15 protein-coding genes and 1 pseudogene are annotated in these 21,723 nt (G+C 74.0%); 11 read left to right on the top strand and 5 right to left on the bottom strand.

Going from position 1 to position 21,723, the window contains the following annotated elements; all coding sequences use genetic code 11:
• Positions 1-192: 192 nt before the first annotated feature.
• From D452_RS0115865 to D452_RS0115840, 6 genes are read left to right on the top strand one after another with little or no spacing between them, the layout of a single operon-like run.
• Complete coding sequence (locus tag D452_RS0115865; protein ID WP_017545139.1) at positions 193-2,022, top strand: hypothetical protein; 1,830 nt, start codon at positions 193-195, stop codon at positions 2,020-2,022.
• Complete coding sequence (locus D452_RS0115860; RefSeq protein ID WP_017545138.1) at positions 2,019-2,762, top strand: hypothetical protein; 744 nt, start codon at positions 2,019-2,021, stop codon at positions 2,760-2,762. Before D452_RS0115865 ends, D452_RS0115860 begins: the two co-directional genes overlap by 4 nt.
• A complete protein-coding gene (locus D452_RS0115855) occupies positions 2,759-4,537 on the top strand; it encodes a hypothetical protein (RefSeq protein ID WP_017545137.1) in 1,779 nt (592 codons plus the stop codon). Before D452_RS0115860 ends, D452_RS0115855 begins: the two co-directional genes overlap by 4 nt.
• Positions 4,534-6,447 carry an RAMP superfamily CRISPR-associated protein gene (locus tag D452_RS31425; protein ID WP_017545136.1) on the top strand — a complete coding sequence of 638 codons (1,914 nt, stop codon included), beginning with the start codon at positions 4,534-4,536 and terminating at the stop codon, positions 6,445-6,447. The genes D452_RS0115855 and D452_RS31425 overlap by 4 nt, the downstream gene beginning before the upstream one ends.
• A complete protein-coding gene (locus tag D452_RS0115845) occupies positions 6,444-7,211 on the top strand; it encodes a hypothetical protein (RefSeq protein WP_017545135.1) in 768 nt (255 codons plus the stop codon). Before D452_RS31425 ends, D452_RS0115845 begins: the two co-directional genes overlap by 4 nt.
• Entirely contained in the window at positions 7,211-9,349 is a 2,139-nt protein-coding gene (locus tag D452_RS0115840) for a TIGR03986 family type III CRISPR-associated RAMP protein (RefSeq protein WP_017545134.1), read from the top strand. Before D452_RS0115845 ends, D452_RS0115840 begins: the two co-directional genes overlap by 1 nt.
• Positions 9,350-9,377: 28 nt before the next feature.
• Here the strand turns inward: D452_RS0115840 and D452_RS0115835 are convergent, their stop codons facing one another.
• Positions 9,378-10,655 carry a hypothetical protein gene (locus D452_RS0115835; RefSeq protein WP_026129359.1) on the bottom strand — a complete coding sequence of 426 codons (1,278 nt, stop codon included), beginning with the start codon at positions 10,653-10,655 and terminating at the stop codon, positions 9,378-9,380.
• 361 nt (positions 10,656-11,016) lie between these two features.
• Between D452_RS0115835 and D452_RS0115830 the strand changes: the two genes are divergently transcribed.
• From D452_RS0115830 to D452_RS0115815, 4 genes are all read left to right on the top strand, one after another.
• Positions 11,017-11,403: a hypothetical protein gene (locus D452_RS0115830; protein ID WP_017545132.1), complete on the top strand. Its 387-nt coding sequence runs from the start codon at positions 11,017-11,019 to the stop codon at positions 11,401-11,403.
• Positions 11,404-11,487: 84 nt separating this feature from the next.
• On the top strand, positions 11,488-13,656 hold the full coding sequence (locus D452_RS0115825) for a hypothetical protein (protein ID WP_017545131.1): 2,169 nt from the start codon (positions 11,488-11,490) through the stop codon (positions 13,654-13,656).
• A 122-nt stretch (positions 13,657-13,778) separates the two neighbouring features.
• Positions 13,779-15,368, top strand: a complete 1,590-nt coding sequence (locus D452_RS0115820) for an alpha/beta hydrolase (protein WP_026129358.1) — start codon at positions 13,779-13,781, stop codon at positions 15,366-15,368.
• A gap of 162 nt (positions 15,369-15,530) precedes the next feature.
• Complete coding sequence (locus D452_RS0115815; protein ID WP_017545129.1) at positions 15,531-17,048, top strand: alpha/beta hydrolase; 1,518 nt, start codon at positions 15,531-15,533, stop codon at positions 17,046-17,048.
• Here the strand turns inward: D452_RS0115815 and D452_RS28395 are convergent.
• Positions 16,991-17,404, bottom strand: a pseudogene (locus tag D452_RS28395) (helix-turn-helix transcriptional regulator); the annotation flags it as partial. The gene D452_RS0115815 and the pseudogene D452_RS28395 sit on opposite strands and share 58 nt — an antisense overlap.
• Positions 17,405-17,499: 95 nt before the next feature.
• Between D452_RS28395 and D452_RS0115805 the strand changes: the two are divergent.
• Positions 17,500-18,354, top strand: a complete 855-nt coding sequence (locus D452_RS0115805) for a MerR family transcriptional regulator (protein ID WP_040693951.1) — start codon at positions 17,500-17,502, stop codon at positions 18,352-18,354.
• A gap of 79 nt (positions 18,355-18,433) precedes the next feature.
• Here D452_RS0115805 and pgl read toward each other — a convergent pair whose 3' ends face one another.
• From pgl to zwf, 3 genes are read right to left on the bottom strand one after another with little or no spacing between them, the layout of a single operon-like run.
• A complete protein-coding gene (gene pgl, locus D452_RS0115800) occupies positions 18,434-19,180 on the bottom strand; it encodes a 6-phosphogluconolactonase (RefSeq protein ID WP_026129357.1) in 747 nt (248 codons plus the stop codon).
• 2 nt (positions 19,181-19,182) lie between these two features.
• Complete coding sequence (locus D452_RS0115795) at positions 19,183-20,103, bottom strand: glucose-6-phosphate dehydrogenase assembly protein OpcA (RefSeq protein ID WP_017545125.1); 921 nt, start codon at positions 20,101-20,103, stop codon at positions 19,183-19,185.
• Positions 20,104-20,131: 28 nt separating this feature from the next.
• Positions 20,132-21,682 (bottom strand): glucose-6-phosphate dehydrogenase, encoded by a 1,551-nt coding sequence (gene zwf, locus D452_RS0115790; protein ID WP_017545124.1) that lies wholly within the window; start codon positions 21,680-21,682, stop codon positions 20,132-20,134.
• Positions 21,683-21,723: the final 41 nt, after the last annotated feature.

Below are 21,723 nucleotides of genomic sequence, written 5' to 3'. Positions count from 1 at the left end.
CTGCTGTCGGGCGGGGGACGGTCCATGCACTGTGCTCTCTCGGACAGGGCGCGGGGCCCTCCGGGCACGGGGTGCGTGCGGGGGAAGGAGTGACCGGATGGGGCCAAGGGGGTGACGCGGGGTGGCGGCTCCTGGTATCGGTGGTGATGACGGCGTCACCGTCCGAGAGATGTCTGAAGGACACCCGTTCCCGTGCGGCGCGTCGCGCCGTTCCCGCCGTCCCCCGGCCACGAGGAGTCCGTCGCGGTGACCCAGGCCTCCGAGCACCGACCGACCGAGCCCCACCCGCCCAGCCACGACCCGCGCACCCCGGCCACCGGGGTGCTGGTCGGCGTCGACCTGCGTGGAATCCAGGCCTTCGTCTACAGCGGCAGACGGATCCTGGACGCCGTGGGTCGCGCGGCACTGGTCGCCGAACTCACCGACACCTCCGACCCCGTCCACGGGGTGGCCGACCTCGTCCCCGAGGACTGCCTCGTCCTGCGGGACGCGGGCGGAGCCCTGACCCTGGTCCTGGCCGACCTCGCGGCGGCCCGGCTGTTCACCGGGCGGTACACGCGCAGGCTGCGGGACCGGGCCGGGGGACTGACACCGGTGGTCGCGTTCGTCCCCTACGGGCCCGGGGCCGTCCCCGTTCCCGGAGAACCGGTCGCGCCTGGTCTGGACGCGGCGTTGGCCGAGCTGCCCGTCCGGCTGCGCCGTGCCCGTCGCCACATGTCCGCGCTGCACACCCCCGCTCCGGGGTACGGGATCACGGCCGTGTGCTCGGTCAGCGGGGCCCCGGCCGAGTCCGTGGACGGGAGCAGGCCCCTGGAGGACCCCACCGGGACGGGTCGACGCGCGCACGAACGGGTGGCGGCCGACGTCGCCCGGGCACGGGGGATCGGCCGGCGCTGGCACCGTGCCCACAGCGACTCCTGGCTCTCGGGCCCGGAGGCGGGCCTGGCCCTGCCCATGGAGGTGGACCGGCTCGGTCGCGACCACGGGGACGTGAGCAGGGTCGCGGTGGTGCACGTCGACGTCAACGGTCTGGGGGAGCTGCTCGGGGAGTACCGCGAGCGGGCCGGGGCCCCCGGTGTGCCCGGTTCCGGGGCGCTGGCCCAACGGGAGCTGTCCACCCACATCGCCGGGCTCACCGAGGGGCTGGCCCGCGCCCTGGTGCACGCGGTGGCCGCCCGGGTCCGAACCGAACCGGGGCGGCCCCCCTTCGTTCCGGCCGCCGGCGCGGGCGGGGAACTCACCCTGGACCACGAACCGCCCGGCCCGATCCGGCTGCCGCTGCGGCCGATCGTGGTCGCCGGGGACGACCTCACGGTGCTCTGCGACGCCCGGCTGGCGCTGAGCCTGGTGCGGTTCGCCCTGGAGTGGCTGGACGCCGACCCGGCGCGGATCAGCGACCCCGCCGACCCCAGGGTGGCCCTGCACCGTGCGCTGACCCGGGTCCGCCTCCCGGGCCGTACCGTGACCCCTGCCGACGCCCGTGCGCACGTCACCCGCGTGCCCACGGTGGGGGCGGGGATCGCGGTGCAGCCGGTGGGCGCCCCGCTCGCGCTCGGCTACGACCTCTGCGAGGCCATGTGCGGACTGGCCAAGGCACGGCGGCGCTCGGCTGTGGCCACCGACCCCACCGCCGCAGAGGAGCACGCCGTGGCCTGGACCACCCGATTCGACGGGGTCGACCGTGTCCTGGGCCGCATGGAGTCCGCTCGAACGGCCGTGCCCCCGCGCACGGCGCTGCCGATGACCGGTACGAACTTCACCCGGTTCCTGGACCGCTACCTGTCCGCGGACGGCGGCCTGTTCTCGGACGGGGACGCCCGCCACCGGGGGTGGCTCGTCTCGGCGCTGGTCCCCCTGCTGGAGTCCGGAGCCGACCCCGGACCCGAACTGGACCGCCGCGCCCGCGCGACCGGGCACCCGGTGACCCTGCCCGAGCGATGGACCCACGGGGAACTGTTGGACGCGGTCGACGTGCGTGACCTGTACCTGGATCCCGGACTGGCGGAGGGCGGAGTCCGATGAGCGAGCCCGACCGAATCGTGGTGCGCCTGGCCTCCCCGGCGCTGTTCGTGGGCGCCAGCGCGGACGGCACCGGCGCCGACACCGATGTGGTCACCGACGCGCACGGGCTGCCCCACCTGCCCCGGCACCGGCTCGCCGCCCGGTTGCGCGCGGCGGCGGTCGGCGCGGCGACGGTCGCACCGGACCTGGCCGAGGCGGTGCGGTGGGTGTTCGGCCGGGAGCGCTCGCACGACCCCGACCGCGCGCTGAGGGTGGGGCACGCCCGCCCCGCGGACACGGTGCGCGCCGCCGTCGCCCACGCCCTCGCGGGCCGGGGCGAACCCGCGCGCGCCACGCTGCGCCGCGCGGTCACCGACGCGCACACCACACTGGAGTCGGGAGTGGAGATCGGCCCTGACGGCGCACCCGAACCCGGACGTCTGCGCACCCACCGGGCGCTCCTGCCCGGTCTGGTGCTCATCGCGCCGTTGACCTGGTCGGTTCCCCCTAGGGCTGTGGACTGGCGCTGCCTGGCCCGCGCCTGCCTGGCCACGGACCAGATCGGCCTGCGCTCCACCCGTGGTCGGGGACGGGTGGACGTGTACCTGGCCCTCCCCGACGACCCCGACCCCCGGGCCACCACACTGGCCCTGGCGCGGCCACCCGGACGACGCCCCCACCAGGAACCCCCGGAACGCGCGACGACCAACGGGCCGGAACCGGGGCCCTCCGCGCCCGGGCAGGAGGACACCCGGACATGAACCCCGCGCCGAGCCCGCCCTCCGAGCCCGTCAGCGCCTACCTGCCACTGCGGTACGTGCTCACCGACTCCCTCGCCGTGCGCACCGCCTTCGACCCCCTGCACGTCGACACGGAGACCACCGTCAGCGGCCGAGCCCAGCGCGGCATGCTCGCCGCCGTCCTCCAGCGCGCGGGCCTGCGGGACGAACTGCACGCCTGGGTCGCGCGCGGTGACCGGGTCCGCTTCGCCGCCGCCCACCCCCGGTTGGAGCAGCACGCGCGCCCCGGCGTCCCCGTGGTCGCCCATCCGCCGCCCGCGTACCTGTACTCACCGGGCAAGGACGGCGACACGCTCGTGGACCTGTTCGCTGAGGGGGTCGATCGGCCCGGGACGCCTCACCGCGCCGTGCGGGACCCGCTCACCCCCGACCGTTCCCTGCGCGCCGCGGTGCGCACCACCTCCGAGCGCTACCTGGGTCGGGGTGCCCCCTTCTTCACCACCAGCATGGACCCGGGCCAGGTCTTCGAGGCCCGCTGGCAACTGCGCGGCCCCGACCACGCCTTCCTGCGCGGGCTCGCGGAACGGATCGTCGAGGTCCTCTCCGACGCCGAGGGCACGCTCACTCTCGGCTCCGGTGGCACCCGCGCCCACGGCGGGGTCACGGTGGAACCGGTGCGCCCGGACCGTCTGCTGTCCCCGGACCGGGTGGAGCGGCCGGGCCCGGACCGGTCCCGACGCGCGGGCCAGGAGGTGGACCTGGTCCTGCTCTCCCCGGCGCTCCTGACGGGCGAACAGGGGCAGGACCGCCCGCACGCCCTGGTCCCGGCGGTACGCGAACTCCTCGCCCGACGCCTGCCGAACACACCGTTCTCAGTGGTCGCGGCGCACGTCGAACCCGTCCTGGTCGGTGCCTACCACCGTGCCTACCGGGGACCGATGGCCCAGCGGTGGGCCGCGGCCCCGGGGTCGGTGGTGCGGCTGTGCCTCGGAGGGGGGATCACGACCGCCCACGTCCGCGACCTGGAGGCCCACCCCCTGGGCGAACGCCTTGTGGACGGCCACGGCCAGTTCGTCCTGGTCGACCCGCCACCGCGCGTCCCCGTCCCGCTGGTGCCGCCGTCCGCCCCGCTCCCCGCCCGCGCGGCGGGGACCGTGACCCTGTCCGACGGCCGGGTCCTGCCCGACCCCACACCGCTCGACCCCGGACGGGACGCGGAGCTGGACACCCTCTACGACGAACTCCTGTGGAACGCGGCCGCGCCCTCCGTTCGCGACCACGCGCGCGGCCTCGCCTCGACGGGCAGGCTCGCCCCGCTCACCCCCAGCCTGCTCGGGAGGCTCCGCGAGGTGGTCACCCACCCCCACGACACCCCCGACGCGGCCCTGGACGCGCTCGGCCACACGCTCGACGGGCCGGACCAGGAGGGCGATCCGGTCCACAAGGTGCTGCGGGAGAGGGCCGTGCGCGCCCTGCGACGCGCCCGGCTGGTCCGCCCGGGGCAGGGCCGCCCGCTCACCGTCCACGCGTGGTTGAGCGGGCTCTCCGCCGGGCCCGCCGTCTGGTGGCAGGAGAACCGGCCCCGGTTCGCCCACGACCCCGCCTACGCCCGGGCCCTGGCGGCCGTGGACCTGACCGCCCCGGACGGGCTGCCGCCCAGCAACCGCGCGAGCGGGCTCTCCGCCCGAGCCGAACACTGGGAGCTCCGCGCTTCGGCACGGTTGTCCCTCCTGCTGGTCTCGTCCTGGTTGGCCGAGGCGGCCCGCACACTGCGCGCCGAACAGGACCAGCCTTGACCGCCGACTCCGCGTCCGACGACGACGCCGACCCGCACGGGCCCGGCCCCACCGGTCTGGTCTGGGAGTTCGCGGTCCGACTCCGCCTTCTCACCGACGCTCACGTGGGGGCGGCCCGGGCCACCCCCAGGCACGTCGCGGAGAGCGACGTGGATCTGCGCCTGGACCGGGACCCGCTCGGTGGGGCGCCCCGGCTGCGGGCCACCACCCTCGCCGGGCTGCTCCGCCACGAACTCCTCGCCCGCACCGCGGACCCGGAGAGCGCCGCCGCGCTGTTGGGGTCGGCGGACACACCGGGGGCGGGGGCGCGCTCCAGCGCCCTGGACCTGGACGACGCGCACGCCGTACTCCCCGGGAGGGGAGCGGTACCGGTCCGGGTGGGGACCCGCGTGGATCCCGCCACCGGCAGCGTGCGCCCCGGCCGCATGTGGCAGTGGGAGGTGCTGCCCGCGGGCACCGTGTTCACCGCGCACCTGAGGTTGAGGGCCGCTGACCCCGTCGAGGAGGCCCGCCTGCTCGCCCTGGTGGCCCTGGCCGCCCGTGGGCTGGCGGACGAGGGGCCGGGCATCCGGATCGGCGGGCGTACGGGCCGTGGCCACGGAGCGGTCCGGGCCACCCGCTGGTCCGCCCGCCGGCACGACCTCACCGACGAGGAGGGATGGTTCGCCTACCACGCGCGTGACTGGCCGACCCGCTGGCGGGAGGCCGAACAGGCCCTGTCCGCCGCCGAGACCGGACCCGCGGGTCCATCCCGCGTGGAGCCCGCCAAGCCCGTCGCGCCCCCTGAGCCCGTCGCGCCCCCTGAGCCCGTCGCGCCCGCCAAGCCCGTCGCGCCCGCCAAGGTCGCCGCGCCCCCTGAGCCCGCCGTGCACGCTAAGGCCGCCGAGCCCGCAACTCCCGCTTGGGTCGGCCCGCCCCGTGCCGACGAGTGGACCGCCGTGGCCCCAGGCGGCGAACGGCACCCCTCCGCGACCCGCACCGGGACGGACCTGGTCGAGGTCATGCGCTCCGTCCTCGAAGAACACGGCGGTGCCGGGACCCTCGCCCCTCCGCCAGACGGGGCCGGGGTCGTGGACCGGCGGCGCCGGGCCGAGCTGCGCATGGAGCTGCACGTGGCCGAGCGCACGGACACGGACCCCGCGTCCTCGAAGCGGGAACCGCGCCCCGCCACCCTGCTGATCGGCGACGCCCCCGTGGACGACCGATCGGGCACGGCCGACCGCGCCCACCGGAGAAGCCCCGCCGACATCGGATCCGCGGACGGCGAGGTGGAGCTGCGCCCGGTCCTCGGTGACACCGCCCTGTTCGCCCTGTTCAAGCGGATCGGTCGACGCCTCGTCCGGGACGCGGCCGAACACCTGGCGGGGGAGGGGACCCGCTGGCGGGAGTGGCACGGCCACTGGTGGGGCGACGACACCGGCCGGTGGCCCGACGCCCGGTCCGCCGCCTCCCGGGTCCGCCTGCGCGCCACCCCGACCCTGACCGGCGGCGCCCCGGTGACCACCACGCGTCTGACCGTCGACGCCCTGTTCGGCGACGAGGTGGACGGTCACCTGTTCACCACCGAACTCCACTGCGGCGGTTCGGCCACAGTCGTCCTCGACGTCTCCGAGCCCGACGACGCCGTGCGGGGGCTGCTCGCGTTGGTCGTACGCGAACTGGCCACGGTCCCCCTGGACACCCTCGGGGCCGGGGCGGGCACCGGCAGCGGTCGACTGCTGGCCACCCGGGCCGTCCTGACCAGCCACGAGGGGGACGGGTCCGCGCCCCGCGAGGTGGACCTGCTCCGCGCCCTCACGGAGCCGGACGGCCCGGACGCCGCCACCGCCCGCGAGTGGCTTCCCGAACTGCACCGACAGATCATCCCGGCCCCGGAACCCGGGCAGACTGACGAGGGGGACCTCCCATGAACCCGCATCCCCACGAACCCCCCGACCCGGTCGGCGTCGACGTGCGGCCGCTCTCCGAGCGGACCATCGACGAGGTCCTCGACGACGTCTTCGTCAGTGGACGGCGCTGCCGCGCCCTCGACGCGGCGGGCCCGCCCGGAGGCCCCCAGTGGCTGTTGGCCGAACTCGGCGACGGGCGCATCACCGGTTCGTGCCCCCACGCGCGGTGGCGGAGGTCGGACGAACCGCCGACCGGACACCTGTCGGCGGCGCCGGTGGACCCCGACACCGACCGGTGGCGGGTCCTGGAGGTGCTCGTGTTCGGCCCGCACGCACAGATCCGTCTGGGCGAGGGCGTGGAGGCGGGCTGGATCAGCACCGACGCCCCCGGCCGCCCGCCGGACTGGATGCGCCCCCGCGACCGCTCCCTCCTGCTCCAGGGATGGAGCGGACCCCAAGCCAGCCGCACCCTGAAGGGGCCGGTCCCCTTCTCCGTCACCAGGGAGCCCTCCGGCTCCGAGGCGGTGCTCCCGGTGGCCTGGACCGACTTCTCCGGCCGGGTGCGCCCCCTGCCGGAACCGGGGCGGGGTGCTCTGGAGAGCACCGGGACCTGGCTGACGGTGCGGGAGTACTGGGCCGCCGACCCCGTGACCGGCGCCGTGGGCGTGGCCTTCCACCGGCTGACCGGGCTGGCGTCCGGACGCAAGCCGACCGGACCCGAGTTCGAGGTCGGCACCGGGGCCGTGGTCGAACCCCGGGGCCGCGACCGGGACGGGGAGCTCTGATGTCGGATCCGCACCGCGCCACGGCCCCCTACGGCCTGGTCCGGTTGGCCGAGGCCCCCGTCCCCGCCACCGCCCTGCACCCCGACCACGACACCGCGTCCCTGCTCCGCTCGCACGACCGCACCGTGGAGGGCACCCACTCGGGCTGGATCGACCTCGCCCTCACCACGCTCACCCCCACGTTCGTCGGCCAGACACCGGGACGCGGCCGCACGCGCTCCTCCGCCCGACTCCCGCACGGTGACCGCTCCCTCCCACTGGTCCCGGGCTCCACCCTGCGCGGCCTGGTCCGCAACACGCTGCGCATGCTCACCAGCGGTGAGAGCGGCCCGGTCAACACGCCCATGCTGTTCTTCCGCGCACCCGTGCGCGTGGACGCCGGGGCCGCCGACGGTTCTCCCTCAGCCCGCGCCCGACGGGTCATGGCCAGGCGACACGACCACTACCGCAGACGCCGCGCGGGCCACCGCACCCGACAGGGCTTCCTCTACCGCGACTCCGCGGACGGGGGCTGGTACGCCGTGGAGGTCCCCGCCACCATCCTGGAACCCGAACCCGGACGGGCCCTCAAGGTGACCTTCGACGTACTCCGCAAGAGCCTGCGCACCTGGGACTTCGGGGTGTCCGACTTCCCGGACCCGCCCCGGGACGGCACCTACGTGCCCACCGTCCACGAACAGCACGGCCACCTCCAGCACCGCTGGGTGTACGCGGTACACCTGAGCGGACGGCGCGGCATCGCGGCCGTGGCCCCCGACGAACCCGAGGCGCGCTCCCACCTCGCCGCCCACGGCGGTTCCGGCGGCGTGATCCCGGCCCTGCTGGTGCTCACCGGGAGCGCCGCGCAGGAGCGGCGCAACGCCTACCTGTTCCCCCGGCCCCCGGACCCGCGCACCGGTCGCCTCCCGGTCCCGGAGTCGCTGGTGGAACTGTTCGAGTCGGCGGCGCAGATCACCGGATACCAGCGGGCCGCCTTCCCCGACACCCTGGGCACCGGGGACGACCGGCCCGCCCGCCCGCCGGTGGCCGGAGCCGGTGGCGGGGGGCTGCCCCGCCGGGGGCTGGAGCCCGTCTGGTTCGACCTCGACCCCTCGGGCCGGGTGGTGTCCTTCGGCCGCTCCGGCGGCTACCGGGTCGCGGTCAGCGACGACGATCCGATCCGCCGGGCCGTCCCCGCCGACGTGCTCGGCCCGCAGCACGGCGACCCCGACCGCACGGAGCGGGCCGGCCGCACCGTGGACGTGTGTCGCGCGCTGTTCGGCGACACCGACGTGTTCGCGGGGGAGGCCGGCGCGCTCAAGGGCCGGGTGTCCTTCGGCGACGCCGTGGGAGGGGGCGGCGATTTCGACTACCCGGACGGCGCCGCCCTGCGCGTACGGCTCCTGTCCCCGCAGCGCGGCTGCTTCGCCAACTACCTGGTCCAGGGCCCTGAGGTGTCGGGGGAGCGCTCCGATGTCGTCACGTGGTCCCACGAGGGTCGAATCCGCCTGGGCGGCTACAAGACCTACCTGCACCGGCACGACCCCCGGCTGGGCTCACCTGTGCGCTACGACGAACGCGCCCAGGCCGACCTCGGGATCACCGTGCTGCCCCGGGGCGCCCGCGTTCCGCCACCCGAGGACACCCAGCGCGACATCGTGCCCCTGCGCGACGGCCTCGTCCTGCGCTCACGCGTCACCTTCACCAACCTGACCGACGCCGAACTCGGCGCCCTCCTGCGCGCCCTGCTCCTGGACAACCCCGTGGAGGGCGGCGATCCCCATGACCCCGAGCACGCGCACAAGGTCGGCATGGGCAAGTCCCTCGGGATGGGCAGCGTGCACCTGCGCCCCGAACTCCACCTGGTGGACCGCCGGGCCCGCGCCGCTGACCTGTCCCTGGACCCGGCCTCCGGGGTGACCCGCGCCGCTCCGGGCCTGGTCAGCGATTTCCTGGACGCCTTCTCCGCCGCCATCGCGCGCGAGCGCTCCGCCGACGACTGGCGCGGGGTGGACCAGGTGGTGGACGTGCTCCTGGCCAGCCGTTGGCGGGGGCGCCTGCCGTGGGAGGAGACGGCGGTGATGTCCCTGCGCCAGTTCGCCGAGTATCCGGTGCTCCCTCCGCTCACCGAGCGCTTCGCGGCGGCGGGCGCGGGCTGATCGGGCCGACGGGCCGTCATCCGCGCCGTCAGTCGTCGACCGCGTCCGCCAGGGCTTCCAACAGGTCGGCGCGGCGATCGGGGTCGTCCTGGGCTCCCCGCCACGGCACCGGCACCCGGGGCCCCTCCTCCAGCAGACGGCACAACAGGGCGTCCAGGGAACCACGGGGGTCGGCGTCGAAGGCCGCCCGGTGGGCCTGAGCCTCGGCGGCGAGCTCACGGGCGAGCCAGCCCAGCCACGCCCGCTCGGCCTGGCGCGGCACGTCGCGCCGGGGCCCGTACGGGTCCGGGTCCCCGTCACCGTAGGCGTCTGAGTCCTCCTCGTCCGGCAGGTCCGGGACCGGGGTGTAGGGGGCGCTGCGGGCGCGCCCGCGGGCGCGCTGCACCAGCTCGAAGTGGCCGGGCATGGTGACGGCCATCCGCCCCAGGACGCCGGTCAGCCGCCGGGCCACGTCCTCGCCGGTCAGGTTCGGCAGCAGTCGGCGCAGGTGCAGGCGGCGGCGCTGGTCCGGGGTGCGTCCCGCGTCGGCGTCGCGCCCTCCGGCCAGTTCGGAGAGTTTGCGCAGCAGGTAGTCGCCGGTGGCAGTGGAGACCATCGGGGGTTCCCTGACCGCCGTGAGTGACCGCCCGTGCAGGTCGGCGACGGGGACCGCGCTGCCGTCCTCGGTGAATGACACCGACTCCCCGGGATGGACGTCCTCGGGCAGGTCGGCGGCGGGGTTGCCCCAACCGGCCGTCAGGACCAGCAGGGCGAGCGCCTCCTGTTCCACGATGTCGGTGGCGACACGGGCCACGTCGCGGCGCTGGGCCCAGCGCCGGGGGCGCTCGGAGAAGGCGCAGCGGACCTTGCCGTTGGGAGCGGGCTGCGGGTAGACGCGCCGCAGGTTCTTGTACGAGCGGTCACGGCGGACGTCGTCCAGGGCGTCGCGCAGCCGGTGGGCGGCGGTGCGGTCCACTGAGGCGACCGCGCGCACGCCGAAGGCGTCTTCGGCCGTGCACCCGCTCCCGGGCATGGCCTTGGCACCAACCGCGTCAGCGTCCGGAAGGACGCCGCGGCCACCCGCCGCGCCGTTCGAGACGCTGGCCATGCGTGTGGCGATGACGCTGGTCGGCTCTCCCCGGTGCCGCGGGCACGGGCAGTGCTCGAAGCACAGGTCGACGTAGTCGAAGAACTGCTCGGAGTGACCGGCGCAGCCCTGCGCTGTTCCGTCCGAGGAGCAGGGCCCACACCCCAACACACGCGTGAACACGCGCAGGAAGGCGGCCGAACCGAACAGTTCCACGGCGGAGCAGTGATGCTTGCTCACGAACTCTTCTCCCCGGGTGTGCCGGGGCTGGGACGCTCCCCCAGCCCTTCCGGGGAAACGCGCTGTCGAGACGTGAGACTGGTGGTGACACTCCTGCGTCAACGGGAGGTCAAACAACAAAATATGGCCACCGGGTGCGCGCTGTCAATTGTCGGCGGGGAATCCGAATGGAGGAAGTGCTTGGGGGCCATTCTGAAACGGTCACGAGTAACAGTGGCCCCAGAAAGGGCCGTGAAGGTATTCGCCAGGGAACTTGCAGGTGTCCGAGAGATGGCGTTGAGGACCTCGGATCGGGGTGCGTCGCGCCCGTCCCGGAGTGGAGGGCGGCCGACATGGATCGAGTGTTACGGGAGGTCGCCGGATGTCCGTGGTCAATCTGACTCCGCACGAGGTGACGGTCGTCGACGAGCATGCGCGGGTGATCCGCACCTGGCGCGGATCGACTGAACCAGCGAGAGTCGAGGCGGTACGGGTACCGCTGAGCGAGGTGGAGGGGGTGCCGCTGCTGGCGGAGGAACGCACCAGGGCACGCCTGCCGCCGCCCGCCGAGGGGGTCTGGTTCATCGTCTCCTCCGTGGTGAGTTCGGCGCATCCGGAACGGGACGACCTGCTCGTCCCCTCCGACCTCGTACGGGACGACAAGGGGGTGGTCACCGGATGCCGCTCCTTCGTCCTCACCTCCGTTCCGGTGCGCGCGCACGGTTACCAGTGCGGCCCCGCGTGCCGGGTGGGAAACTCACTTCCCTGATCCATTTCGGGAACGGGTGAGTACTGTGGTCCCGTTCCTGTAGTCGGGAGACGTCCGAAAACGGTGCGTCCGGAAAGGAAAAGCGTGGACGCACCCCGAGTCGCCGTCGTTCTCGTGGGCCAGAACCCCACCCCCGCCCTCCTCACGTCGCTGACCCTGCCGGTCGACCAACTGCTCCTGGTCTGTAGCGACGGAACCCTGCCCGTGGCGCGCCGCGTCGCCGAGGCGGTCGGCCGTATCGCGGGGGAGCGCTCCGTGCGCGTCCTCAGCGTGGGCGCCGACCCGCACGACCCCGCCAGCGTCACCGGGCTCCTGGACACCGTCCGCCGCGCACTCGGCGGGAAACCCTGGTACCTCGACTACACCGGCGGAACCAAGGTGATGAGCGTGGCCGCCGCGCTGCACCACGAGCAGGCGCTGCCGTCGCACGCCCGCGCCTGGCGGTTCTACCTGGACTCCCACAGCGACCTGCTGCGCACCGCCGACACCGCGCGCCCGGACCACCCGGTGAGCTGCCAGGGGGTCGACCTGCGCACCCTGGCCGGGGTCCACGGCGCCCACTGGTTGAGTGACCGCGACCCGGAGCCGGTGCGCCGCTTCCTGAACGGAGGGGACACCGCCCTGGCAAGGGCCCATCCGAACCTGCCCGAGAGCGAACGCAACGGGATCGCGGCGGAGGCCCGGGTTCTGTCCCACCTGCGCCGCCTGCTGGGCGGGCGGCCCGACACCGAGGTCCTCGGCTCCCGCCGTGTCGCCGACCCCTACCGCCCGGGCGGGTCCGTGGCCGACTTCGACATCCTGGTGCGCCATCGCCACCGGGTGCTGTGCGTGGAGGCCAAGACGCGGGCCGAGGACGTGGTGGCCCGCGCCGGCTGGACCGTGGCCAAGGCCCGCCGGGTCTTCGGCGGGGCCACTCTCGTTCTGTTCGTCTACTCCGGCCCCGTCGTCGAGAACCTGCGCGAACAGGTCACCGCGTACAACCCGGCGCTGACCGCCCGCCACGTCCACGTGTGGAACCTGGAGGCCCTGACCGAGCGCGTCACCACCTTCGCGGCCGCACGGGACGCCTTCTTCCCGAGCCTGGCCGACTCCCCGCGGCCCGCCGTCCCCGTCGTCATTCCCCGGTCCAAGGTGACACCCGACCCCGCTGGTGGTGCGATCCCCGGTCCCACGCCACCAGCCCTGCACCCCGGCCCGGGGGACGGTCCGCTCCTGGTCACACCCCTGGGCGGCAGCCGCCTGGGCGCCCTCGCGGCCCTGCACGCGCACCGTCCCGCCCGCGCGCTGGTCCTGCCCTCCCGGCAGAGCCTGCGGGCCCGGGTGCGGGAGGCCGCCGCCGGAGCCCTGCGCGCCGCCGAGCAGCCGGACGCGCCTCCGGCCGACGCCGCCACCCTGCGCGCCGAGGGCTACCGCGACCGGGTCCGGCTGGCCGCCGACCCGGTGGACGGCTACGACTCCGCGGCGGTCCAGCGGGCCGTGCAGGGCTGGATCGAACACGAACGCGAGGGCGGGCAACCCGTGGTCGTCGACATCACCACCGGTACCAAGGCGATGAGTCTCGGGCTGGCCAGGGCCGCACGGCACGGAGGTGCCTGCGCCACCTACCAGCTGCCCCGGGACCGTGCCGTGGTGTGCCTGACGCACGGCCGCCGCGAACTCCAGGGCCGGGCCCGGATCGACTGGTCACTGGTGCTGTCCGGGTACGCACCCCTCACCGCACCACTGGGGAAAGTGGTCACCGGAGCCGCCCGCGACCAGGTGGACGTGGAACTGCTGGAACGCGCCAGGACCGAGCTCAGCGCGGCCGCCTCGGGATCGACCGGGGTGTGGTGGGACGTCTCCCTCGCCGACCCGGAGGGGTTCCTCACCGCGCAGGAACGGCCCGGGCTGGTCCTGACCTTCGACGACCGCGCGGTGGGGCTGGCGGCCCCGGCCCGCCAACGCCGACGCACACCGGACGGGCCCCTGCGGGACGTGAGCCCGGGGTCCTGGGCCCAGAGCGTGTTCGCGGCGACCACGCACCTGAACGTGCGCTGTGACGTGGCGGGCACCGTGGTCGCCCTGACCAGGCCGGGGCGGGACGTGAGCCGCGCCGGTGAACTGGTGGACTGGATCTCCCAGCCCGCCCCGGGACGCGGCGCCGCCACGGGACTCCGGTTCGGGGAGCCGCTGTGCCCCCTGGTCCTCGAAGTGGACCCTGCGGGCGTGACGGACCCGACCGGGGCACTGGCCACGGACGTCAGCAGGCTCTGACCCCGCGGTGATCCACGTCCCCTTCCCGAACCGGTGCCCGGTTCGCGGCGTCCCATCCGGTGCTCCACTATGGGGTCGCGGCCGACCGGTCGTGCGGGTGGCGACGGCGGGACGTACAAGGCATGGGGATCACTGGTGGTCGGGTTCGGGCGGGCGCGCTGGGAGGCGTGCTCGTACTCCTGCTCGCGGGGTGCACCGCGCAGGACGACGGGGAGGCCGAGGCCGCGCCCGTGTCGGCGCCGAGGACCATCGACTGGGCGCCCTGCCTGAGTGAGGAGGAACTGGAGGCCGCACCGGACTGGGACGGCGACCCGGAGTGGCTGGAGACGCTGGAGTGCGGCACCCTCACCGTGCCGCTCGACCACGCCGCCCCCGACGGGGACACCGTCGACCTCGCCCTGGCCCGACGGCCCGCCAGCGGCCCCGCAGACGAGCGGATCGGCTCCCTGGTGATCAACCCCGGCGGCCCTGGAGAGTCCGGGGTGAACATGCTCGACCACCCGCTCTTCGACGCACCGATCCAGGATGCCTTCGACCTGGTCGGCTTCGACCCGCGCGGGGTGGGCGAGAGCGAGGGCTTCGCCTGCGGCGACTGGTACGCGATGGACGAGGCCCGCCGCGCCGTGGCCGACCCCGAGAACGTCACCGACGCGGAACTCTCCGCCCTGGCGGACACCGCCCGCGCCTACGCCGAGGCGTGCGCGGAGACGGCGGGGGAGGAGTTCCTCGCCAACATGGGGACCGTCAACGTGGTCCGCGACCTCGACCTGATCCGCGCCGCCCTGGGTGACGAGCGGCTGACCTACGCGGGCTTCTCCTACGGCACCTACATCGGTGCCCTGTACGCCGAGACGTACCCGGAGAACACCCGCGCGCTGGTCCTGGACGGCGCGGTGGAGACCGAGCGCCCCAACGTGGAGGTCGCCGCCGATCAGGCAGTGGCCTTCCAGGGCGCATGGGACCTGTTCGTGGAGGAGTGCGGGTACGCCCCCAGTTGCCCGTTCGACGACGCGGCCACCGCCGACGCTCGGATGGGGGACCTCCTCGACCGGCTCGACGCCGATCCGCCCATGGTCCAGGGCTGGCCGGTGAACGGTGACACGCTGCTGACCATGGTGAGCCTCCAGCTCTACGACGAGGTCGCCTGGCGCGAGCTGGCCCAGACCCTCGCAGCTCTGGACCAGGACGTCCACGGCGCCGGACCCCAGCTGGAACGCCTCTACGACCAGACCTTCGCCCAGGACGAGGAGGAGGCCGAGGAGTCGGACGAGCCCGAGGAACCCGGCGTCTTCGAGGACACCGAGGCCGCCCTGACCGCCGTCAACTGCGCGGACCGCGCCGACCCGACCGACGCCGACGACTACCGGGAGGCGGCCCAGCGCGCGGCCGCGGAGTCCCCCTACTTCGGAGCCGACCTCGTGTGGGAGCAGTTGCCGTGCGCCTATTGGGTGGACACCGAGGAGGCGCCCACCGGGTTCTCCGCCCCCGACGCCCCGCCGATCCTCGTGGTCGGCACGCTCGGGGACCCGGCCACCCCCTACACCTGGGCCGAGGAGCTGACCGGCCAGCTGGCCACCGCCACCCTGGTCACCTACGAGGGCGCGGGCCACACCGCCTACGGCTACGGCATGGAGTGCGTGGACGCCGCCGTGGACGCCTACCTGCTGGAAGGGGCGGTCCCGGAGTCCGGGCTGTCCTGCCCCGCCTGGTAAAGCCCGAAGGGACGGACTGTTTACCCGCCCTCCGGAATGTTCTGCGCGGCCGCGCACCCGGTCGCTCGGAGGATGGATCCCGGTGGAGGACGACTCTGTGCGGGGGCGGGTGTTCGGGTGCGTTGCGCTGGCGGGCGGGCTCTGTGGGCCGTGGGGGCGGCGTTGGCACTGGTCGTGACGGCGGGGTTCGCCCCACTCGACGAGCAGGACCACGCACGCTCCTTCTACGGTCAGCACATCGACTGGCGGCCCTGCCTGTCCCCCGAGGAACTCGCCGCGGCCCAACCCGCGGAGGGCGACCCCGACTGGCGGGCGCGCCTGGAGTGCGGCACCGTCACGGTCCCGGTCGACCACGGTGACCCCGGCGGCCGGACCATCGAGACCGCCGTGGTGCGGCACCCGGCCCAGGGCCCGGCCGAGCAGCACCGGGGCTCCCTGGTGTTCAACTTCGGCGGCCCCGGCCGCGCGGGCGTCGCTCAGTTCGAGTCCGGACCCCTCCCCGTGAGCAGGAGGATCCGTGACTCCTTCGACCTCGTCTCCTTCGACCCGCGCGGTGTGGGGGAGAGCGCCGGGTTCACCTGCCCGGAGTGGGACGCCATGGAGCGGCCGTTGGAGGAGGTCGCGGGCGTCGAACCCGACAGGGTCGGACCCGACCAGCTCCGGGACCTCGAACGCACCGCCCGGAGGTTCACGTGGAGCTGTGCGGACGAGGTCGGTGCGGAGTTCCTCGCCAACATGGGCACCGTCAACGTGGTCCGCGACCTCGACCTGGTCCGCGACGCCCTGGGCGACGAGCGGCTCACCTACGTGGGCTTCTCCTACGGCACCTACGTCGGCGCTCTGTACGCCGAGATGTTCGCGGAGAACACCCGCGCACTGGTGCTGGACGGGGCCCTCCAGAACCAACGCGGCCTGATCGCGGACGGCGTGGAGCAGAGCCAGGGGGCGCAGAGGGCTTGGGAAGCCTTCGTCTCCTACTGCCTGGAGAAGGCGCCGGAGTGCCCGTTCACCGGAGCGGAGGAGGCCCCCGCCGAGGCAGAGGCCCTCCTGGCCGGGATCGACGCCGACCCGATCGTCGTGCGGGACACCAGGATCGACCGCCACGAGATGCTCGCGCTGCTCCGGGACTCCCTGTACACCGAGCGGCAGTGGGAGAGCGACGCCCGCCTCCTGGCCCGGATCGTCGGGGGCGACACCAGGGACCCCTTCGTCCAGGCCTACCTGGGGAGCTTCGTCGCCGGTCAGCGGGACGACCGGGGTGCGACGGAGTCGGCCTTCACCGCGGTGCAGTGCGCCGACCACGCGCGGCCCGGTGACGTCCGTGCGTACCAGGAGGGAGCCCAGCGTGCGGCGAGGGTGTCCCCGTTCTTCGGCGGCGACGGGATCTGGTCCTTCCTGCCCTGCGCCTCCTGGCCTGACACCGAACTCGCGCCCGGCGGCCTGAGCGCCCCGATGGCGCCTCCGCTCCTGGTCGTTGGAACCCGAGCCGACCCGGCCACCCCGTACGCGTGGTCCGAGGAACTGGCCGACCAGCTGGCCACGGCCACCCTGCTCACCTACGAGGGAGGCGGCCACACCGCCTACGCGGGCGGCCGGGCCTGCGTGGACGGCGTGGTCGACGCCTACCTCCTGGACGGCGTGGTCCCCGCGACCGGCGCCTCCTGCCCCGGAGAACTCTGAGCCGCGTCGGACTCGGCGGACGCCTCGCGGTAGCGACCGGGGGATCGGCCGAACTCGCGCTTGAAGGCGTTGGCGAAGGCGAACTGGGACGAGTAGCCCACCCGCGTCGCCACCGAGCTGATCGGGGCGTCCTCCTCGCGCAGCAGCCGAGCGGCCGTGGTCAGTCGCCACCACGTCACGTAGGCCAGAGGCGACTGCCCCACCAGCGCCGTGAAGCGGCTGGAGAAGGCGGCACGGGAGAGACCGGCACGCTCACCCAGCACCGCCACGCTCCAGGGGTGCGCGGGGTCGCGGTGCACGGCCTGGATCGCGGCGTGCACCCCGGGGTCGCGCAGGGCGCCCGCGAAACCACAGCCCGGGTCACTGATCCACGTGTCGTCGTCTCGGGCCAAGCCCGGACTTCTAGCACACGGCTTGACCCTCTGGTTACTGCAACCCTGAGACTGGCGTCATGGGCCTTTCGATCAAGGATTTCAGCGAGATGAGCGAGCTCTCTCCGCAGACGCTGCGCTTCTACCACTCCGAGGGGCTGCTGGTCCCCGCCATAGTCGACGAGGACACCGGGTACCGCTACTACGACTTCGAGCAGGTCCAGGAGGCCCTACTGGTCAGCGCGCTGCGCGGGGCCGGGATGAGTGTCAAGGACGTGCGTCGGGCGGTGGAGGCCCCCGACACGGCGGCCGGGCTGCTCCACGAGCACACCGAGGGGTTGCGCCGCCAGCGCGAGGCCGAGGACGAGGCGGTCACGACCGCTCGCAGCCTGCTCACTTCCTGGCCCGAGGTACGGCGGCGGGAGGTACCGGAGATGACGGTGCTCTCGACGGAGGTGGCGGTGGTCGCGGTGGAGAAGCACAGGGGACAGCCGGACCAGTACGACTGGGACGAGGTCGCCGCAGCGGTGAGGGCCGCGGTGGCGGAACTCAGCGCCCTGGCCGAGGAACACGGTGCCGCGGTCGCGGGGGCCCCATGGTTCACGTGGGCCGGTGAGACCCACGAACAGCGGCAGAGGGCACTCACCCCGGAGGGGCCGCACTGGCTGGCCAAGGTCCCGGTCACGGCAGAGGCCCGGCAGTTGGCCGCTCTGGCTGAGCGTGTCGACGTGCAGACCTTCGAGGCCCGCGAGGAACTCGCCATCCACCTGCCGGGCAGGGCCACCATGCCCAAGCACGCCACGGCCCAGCTCCGACTGGTGACCGAGGTGCCCGAGGGCCTCTTCCCCGACGCCTCCACGCAGCGCCACGTCCTGCACGAGGACGGGACCGAGACCGCCGTGCGCCTGAGCCCCCTCAGCGGGGACCACACCTGAGCGACGGTGCCCGCGCCATGGGCCCCGGACACGACGACGCCCCGGCCGAGTTTCCGGCCGGGGCGTTTGGCCTGTGCGGCTACAGCTTCGAGGCGGCGGCCTCGTCCACCCAGAACACCGTCTTGTCGGCACCGCGCGCACCGGCCACCGGGGCCTCGTCCACGCTGCCACCGGCCACACCCAGGCGGACCGCGTCGGCCTTGGTCGCACCGGAGGCCAGCACCCACACCTGGCGGGAGCTGCGGATCGACGGCAGGGTCAGGCTGATCCGCGTGGGCGGCGGCTTGGGGGAGTCGTGCACCGCGATCGCCGCGGCCTCGTTCTCGTGCACCCCCGGCAGGCCCGGGAACAGCGAGGCGACGTGGTTGTCCGGACCCAGACCCAGCAGGCACACGTCGAACTCGGGTACCGGGCCGCGCCCACGAGCCGCCACGGAGAGTGCCTGCGAGTAGTTGGTGGCCGCCCGCTCCGCCTCCGCGTGGTCGGTCCCGTCCGACGACGGCATCGGGTGCACCTGGTGCGACGGGATGTCGATGTCGTTGATCAGCGCGTCACACGCCTGTGTCTGGTTGCGCTCGGGATCCCCCTCGGGCAGGAACCGCTCGTCACCCCACCACAGGTGCACGTGCCCCCAGCTCATCCCGCTGGCGAGCGCCTCGTCCCGCAGGACACCCAGCGTCTGGATGCCCACGCCGCCGCCGGTGAGCACCAGGTGGAACTCGCGCTCCTCGGCCTCGGCGCTCACGATCAGCTTCACCAACCGCGACACCACGCTCTCGGCGAGCTGCTTGGCGTCGGTGGTGCGGACGATCTCCGGTTCGGTCATCCTCATGCTCCGCTTCCAGCGAGCAGCGGACCCAGGTGGCGGGCCGCACTCGCGTACGTCTCGTCGGCGTCCAAGCGGCGCAGTTCCTCGGCCAGCGCCTGGGAGGCGCCGCGCCGGGACAGCGCCACCGTCTGGTCCGGCTGACCGGTCCTGGACAGTGTGGCCACCCGGCCGTCCACCCGGGAGATCGTGATGTCCCCCTGGTCGGTGGTCAGCCGGACCTCGGTCAGGCCGGGCCCGTGCGAGGTGTCGCGCTCCACCTCCACCTCCAGCCTCTCCGACAGCCAAGCGGCCAGCAGCTCGGCGCTCGGGTAGTGCGGTTCGGCCGTCACCTTGGCCGAGTTCACCCAGCCGCACGGCTGGTCCATGGCGCTGGCCAGCAGCGAACGCCACGGGGTCAACCGCGTCCAGGTCAGGTCCGTGTCACCCGGACGGTAGTGGGCTACCCGCTCCAGGAGGTCGGCTACCGGATCCTGGGCACGCAGGGCGTCGGTGATCCGCCGCTGGGCCAGCTTCCCCACCGGGTCGGCGGCCGGGTCGGCCGGACCCTCTCCGGGCCACCACACGACCACGGGCGCGTCCGGGACCAGCAGCGGCGTCAACACGGAGTCGGGGTGCTCGCCCAGCGGACCGTACAGGCGCAGCAGCACCGCCTCACCGGGGCCGGAGGTGCCGGGACGGCGGATCTCCGCGTCGATGGCGGGCTCGGCCCCCGGGTCGCGGCGGATCAGCGCCACCACCCGCGAGGGGTGCTCGCGCCCCGCCTCGGTGGCCGCGCGGACGGCGTCGTAGTGGTCGGCCTCGTCGGTGACGATGACCAGGGTGAGCACCATGTTCATGGCGCCCCCGCCGACACTGAGGCGCTCGGCCATGAGCGCCTCGGTGATCTGCGAGGTCGTGGTGCGCGGCAGATAGAGCGTCATCTGTTCCTCCCGGCGTGGACGCGGACGGTCACGGGCGGCGCCACTGGCGTCCGTCCCTGGCGAGCAGTTCCTCGGCTGACTCCGGGCCCCAGGTACCCGAACCGTACTGTTCGGGCTGGCCCGACTCGGCCCAGTACTCCTCGACCGGGTCGAGGATCTGCCAGGACAGCTCCACCTCCTCCTGGCGCGGGAACAGCGGCGGGTCGCCGATGAGCACGTCCAGGATGAGCCGCTCGTAGGCCTCGGGGCTCGCCTCGGTGAAGGACTGCCCGTAGGTGAAGTCCATGCTCACGTCGCGCACCTCCATGGAGGCGCCCGGCACCTTCGACCCGAACCTCAGGGTGACCCCCTCGTCGGGCTGGATGCGCAGCACGAGCGCGTTCTGCCCGAGCTCGCTCACGTCACCACGGGCGAACAACTGCTGCGGCGCGGCCTGGAACACCAGCGCCACCTCGGTCACCCGGCGGCCCAGCCGTTTGCCGGTGCGCAGGTAGAACGGCACACCCGACCAGCGCCTCGTACCCACGTCCAGCCGCAGCGCCGCGTAGGTCTCGGTCACCGACTCGGACGGGATGCCGTCCTCCTCCAGGTACCCCGGGACCGCTGCCCCGCCCTGCCAACCGGCCGCGTACTGGCCGCGCGCGGTGCCCTTGGACAGGTCGTCGGGGAGCGTCACCGCGGAGAGGACCTTCTCCTTCTCGGCACGGATCGCGTCCGCGCTGTAGGAGACCGGCTCCTCCATGGCGACGAGGGCCAACAGCTGGAGGAGGTGGTTCTGGATGACGTCGCGGGCCGCGCCGATCCCGTCGTAGTAGCCCGCGCGTCCGCCCACACCGATGTCCTCGGCCATGGTGATCTGCACGTGGTCCACGTAGCTACGGTTCCACAACGGCTCGAACAGGGTGTTGGCGAAGCGCAGCGCCAGGATGTTCTGGACCGTCTCCTTGCCCAGGTAGTGGTCGATGCGGAACACCGAGGACGGCGGGAACACGTCGTCCACCACCGCGTTGAGCTCCTGGGCGCTCTCCAGGTCGTGGCCGAACGGCTTCTCGATCACCACCCGGCGCCACGGCGTGGTGCCCCCCGCGCCCTCACCCTCCTCGGGTGTGGCCAGACCACTGCGCTTGAGCTGGGTGACCACGGTCGGGAACAGCTTGGGCGGCAGCGACAGGTAGAACGCGTAGTTGCCGCCGGTGCCACGGTGGGCGTCCAGCTCGCGGACGGTCCGGGCCAGTTCGTCGAAGGCCGCGTCGTCGTCCAGGTTGCCCTGCACGAACCGCACGCCCTCGCTGAGCTGGCGCCACACGTCCTCGTGGAACGGGGTCCGCGCGTACTTGCGCACCGCCTCGTACGCCTCGGCCGCGAAGTCCTGGTCCTCCCAGTCGCGGCGGGCGAACCCCACCAGACCGAAGCCCGGCGGCAGCATGCCGCGGTTGGCCAGGTCGTAGATGGCGGGCAGGAGCTTCTTCCGGGCCAGGTCACCCGTGACGCCGAAGAGCACCAGCACGCTGGGCCCGGCGATACGGGGGAGCCTTCGGTCCAGGGCGTTGCGGAGCGGGTTGGGTACCGCTCCCGGCATCACCGGTTCTTTCACGGGTTCCGTCTCTTCCTGTCAGGAAC

This window comes from Nocardiopsis prasina DSM 43845 (assembly GCF_000341265.1).
Classification (GTDB): Bacteria; Actinomycetota; Actinomycetes; order Streptosporangiales; family Streptosporangiaceae; genus Nocardiopsis; species Nocardiopsis prasina.
This window is presented reverse-complemented; position numbering and strand designations above follow the sequence as displayed.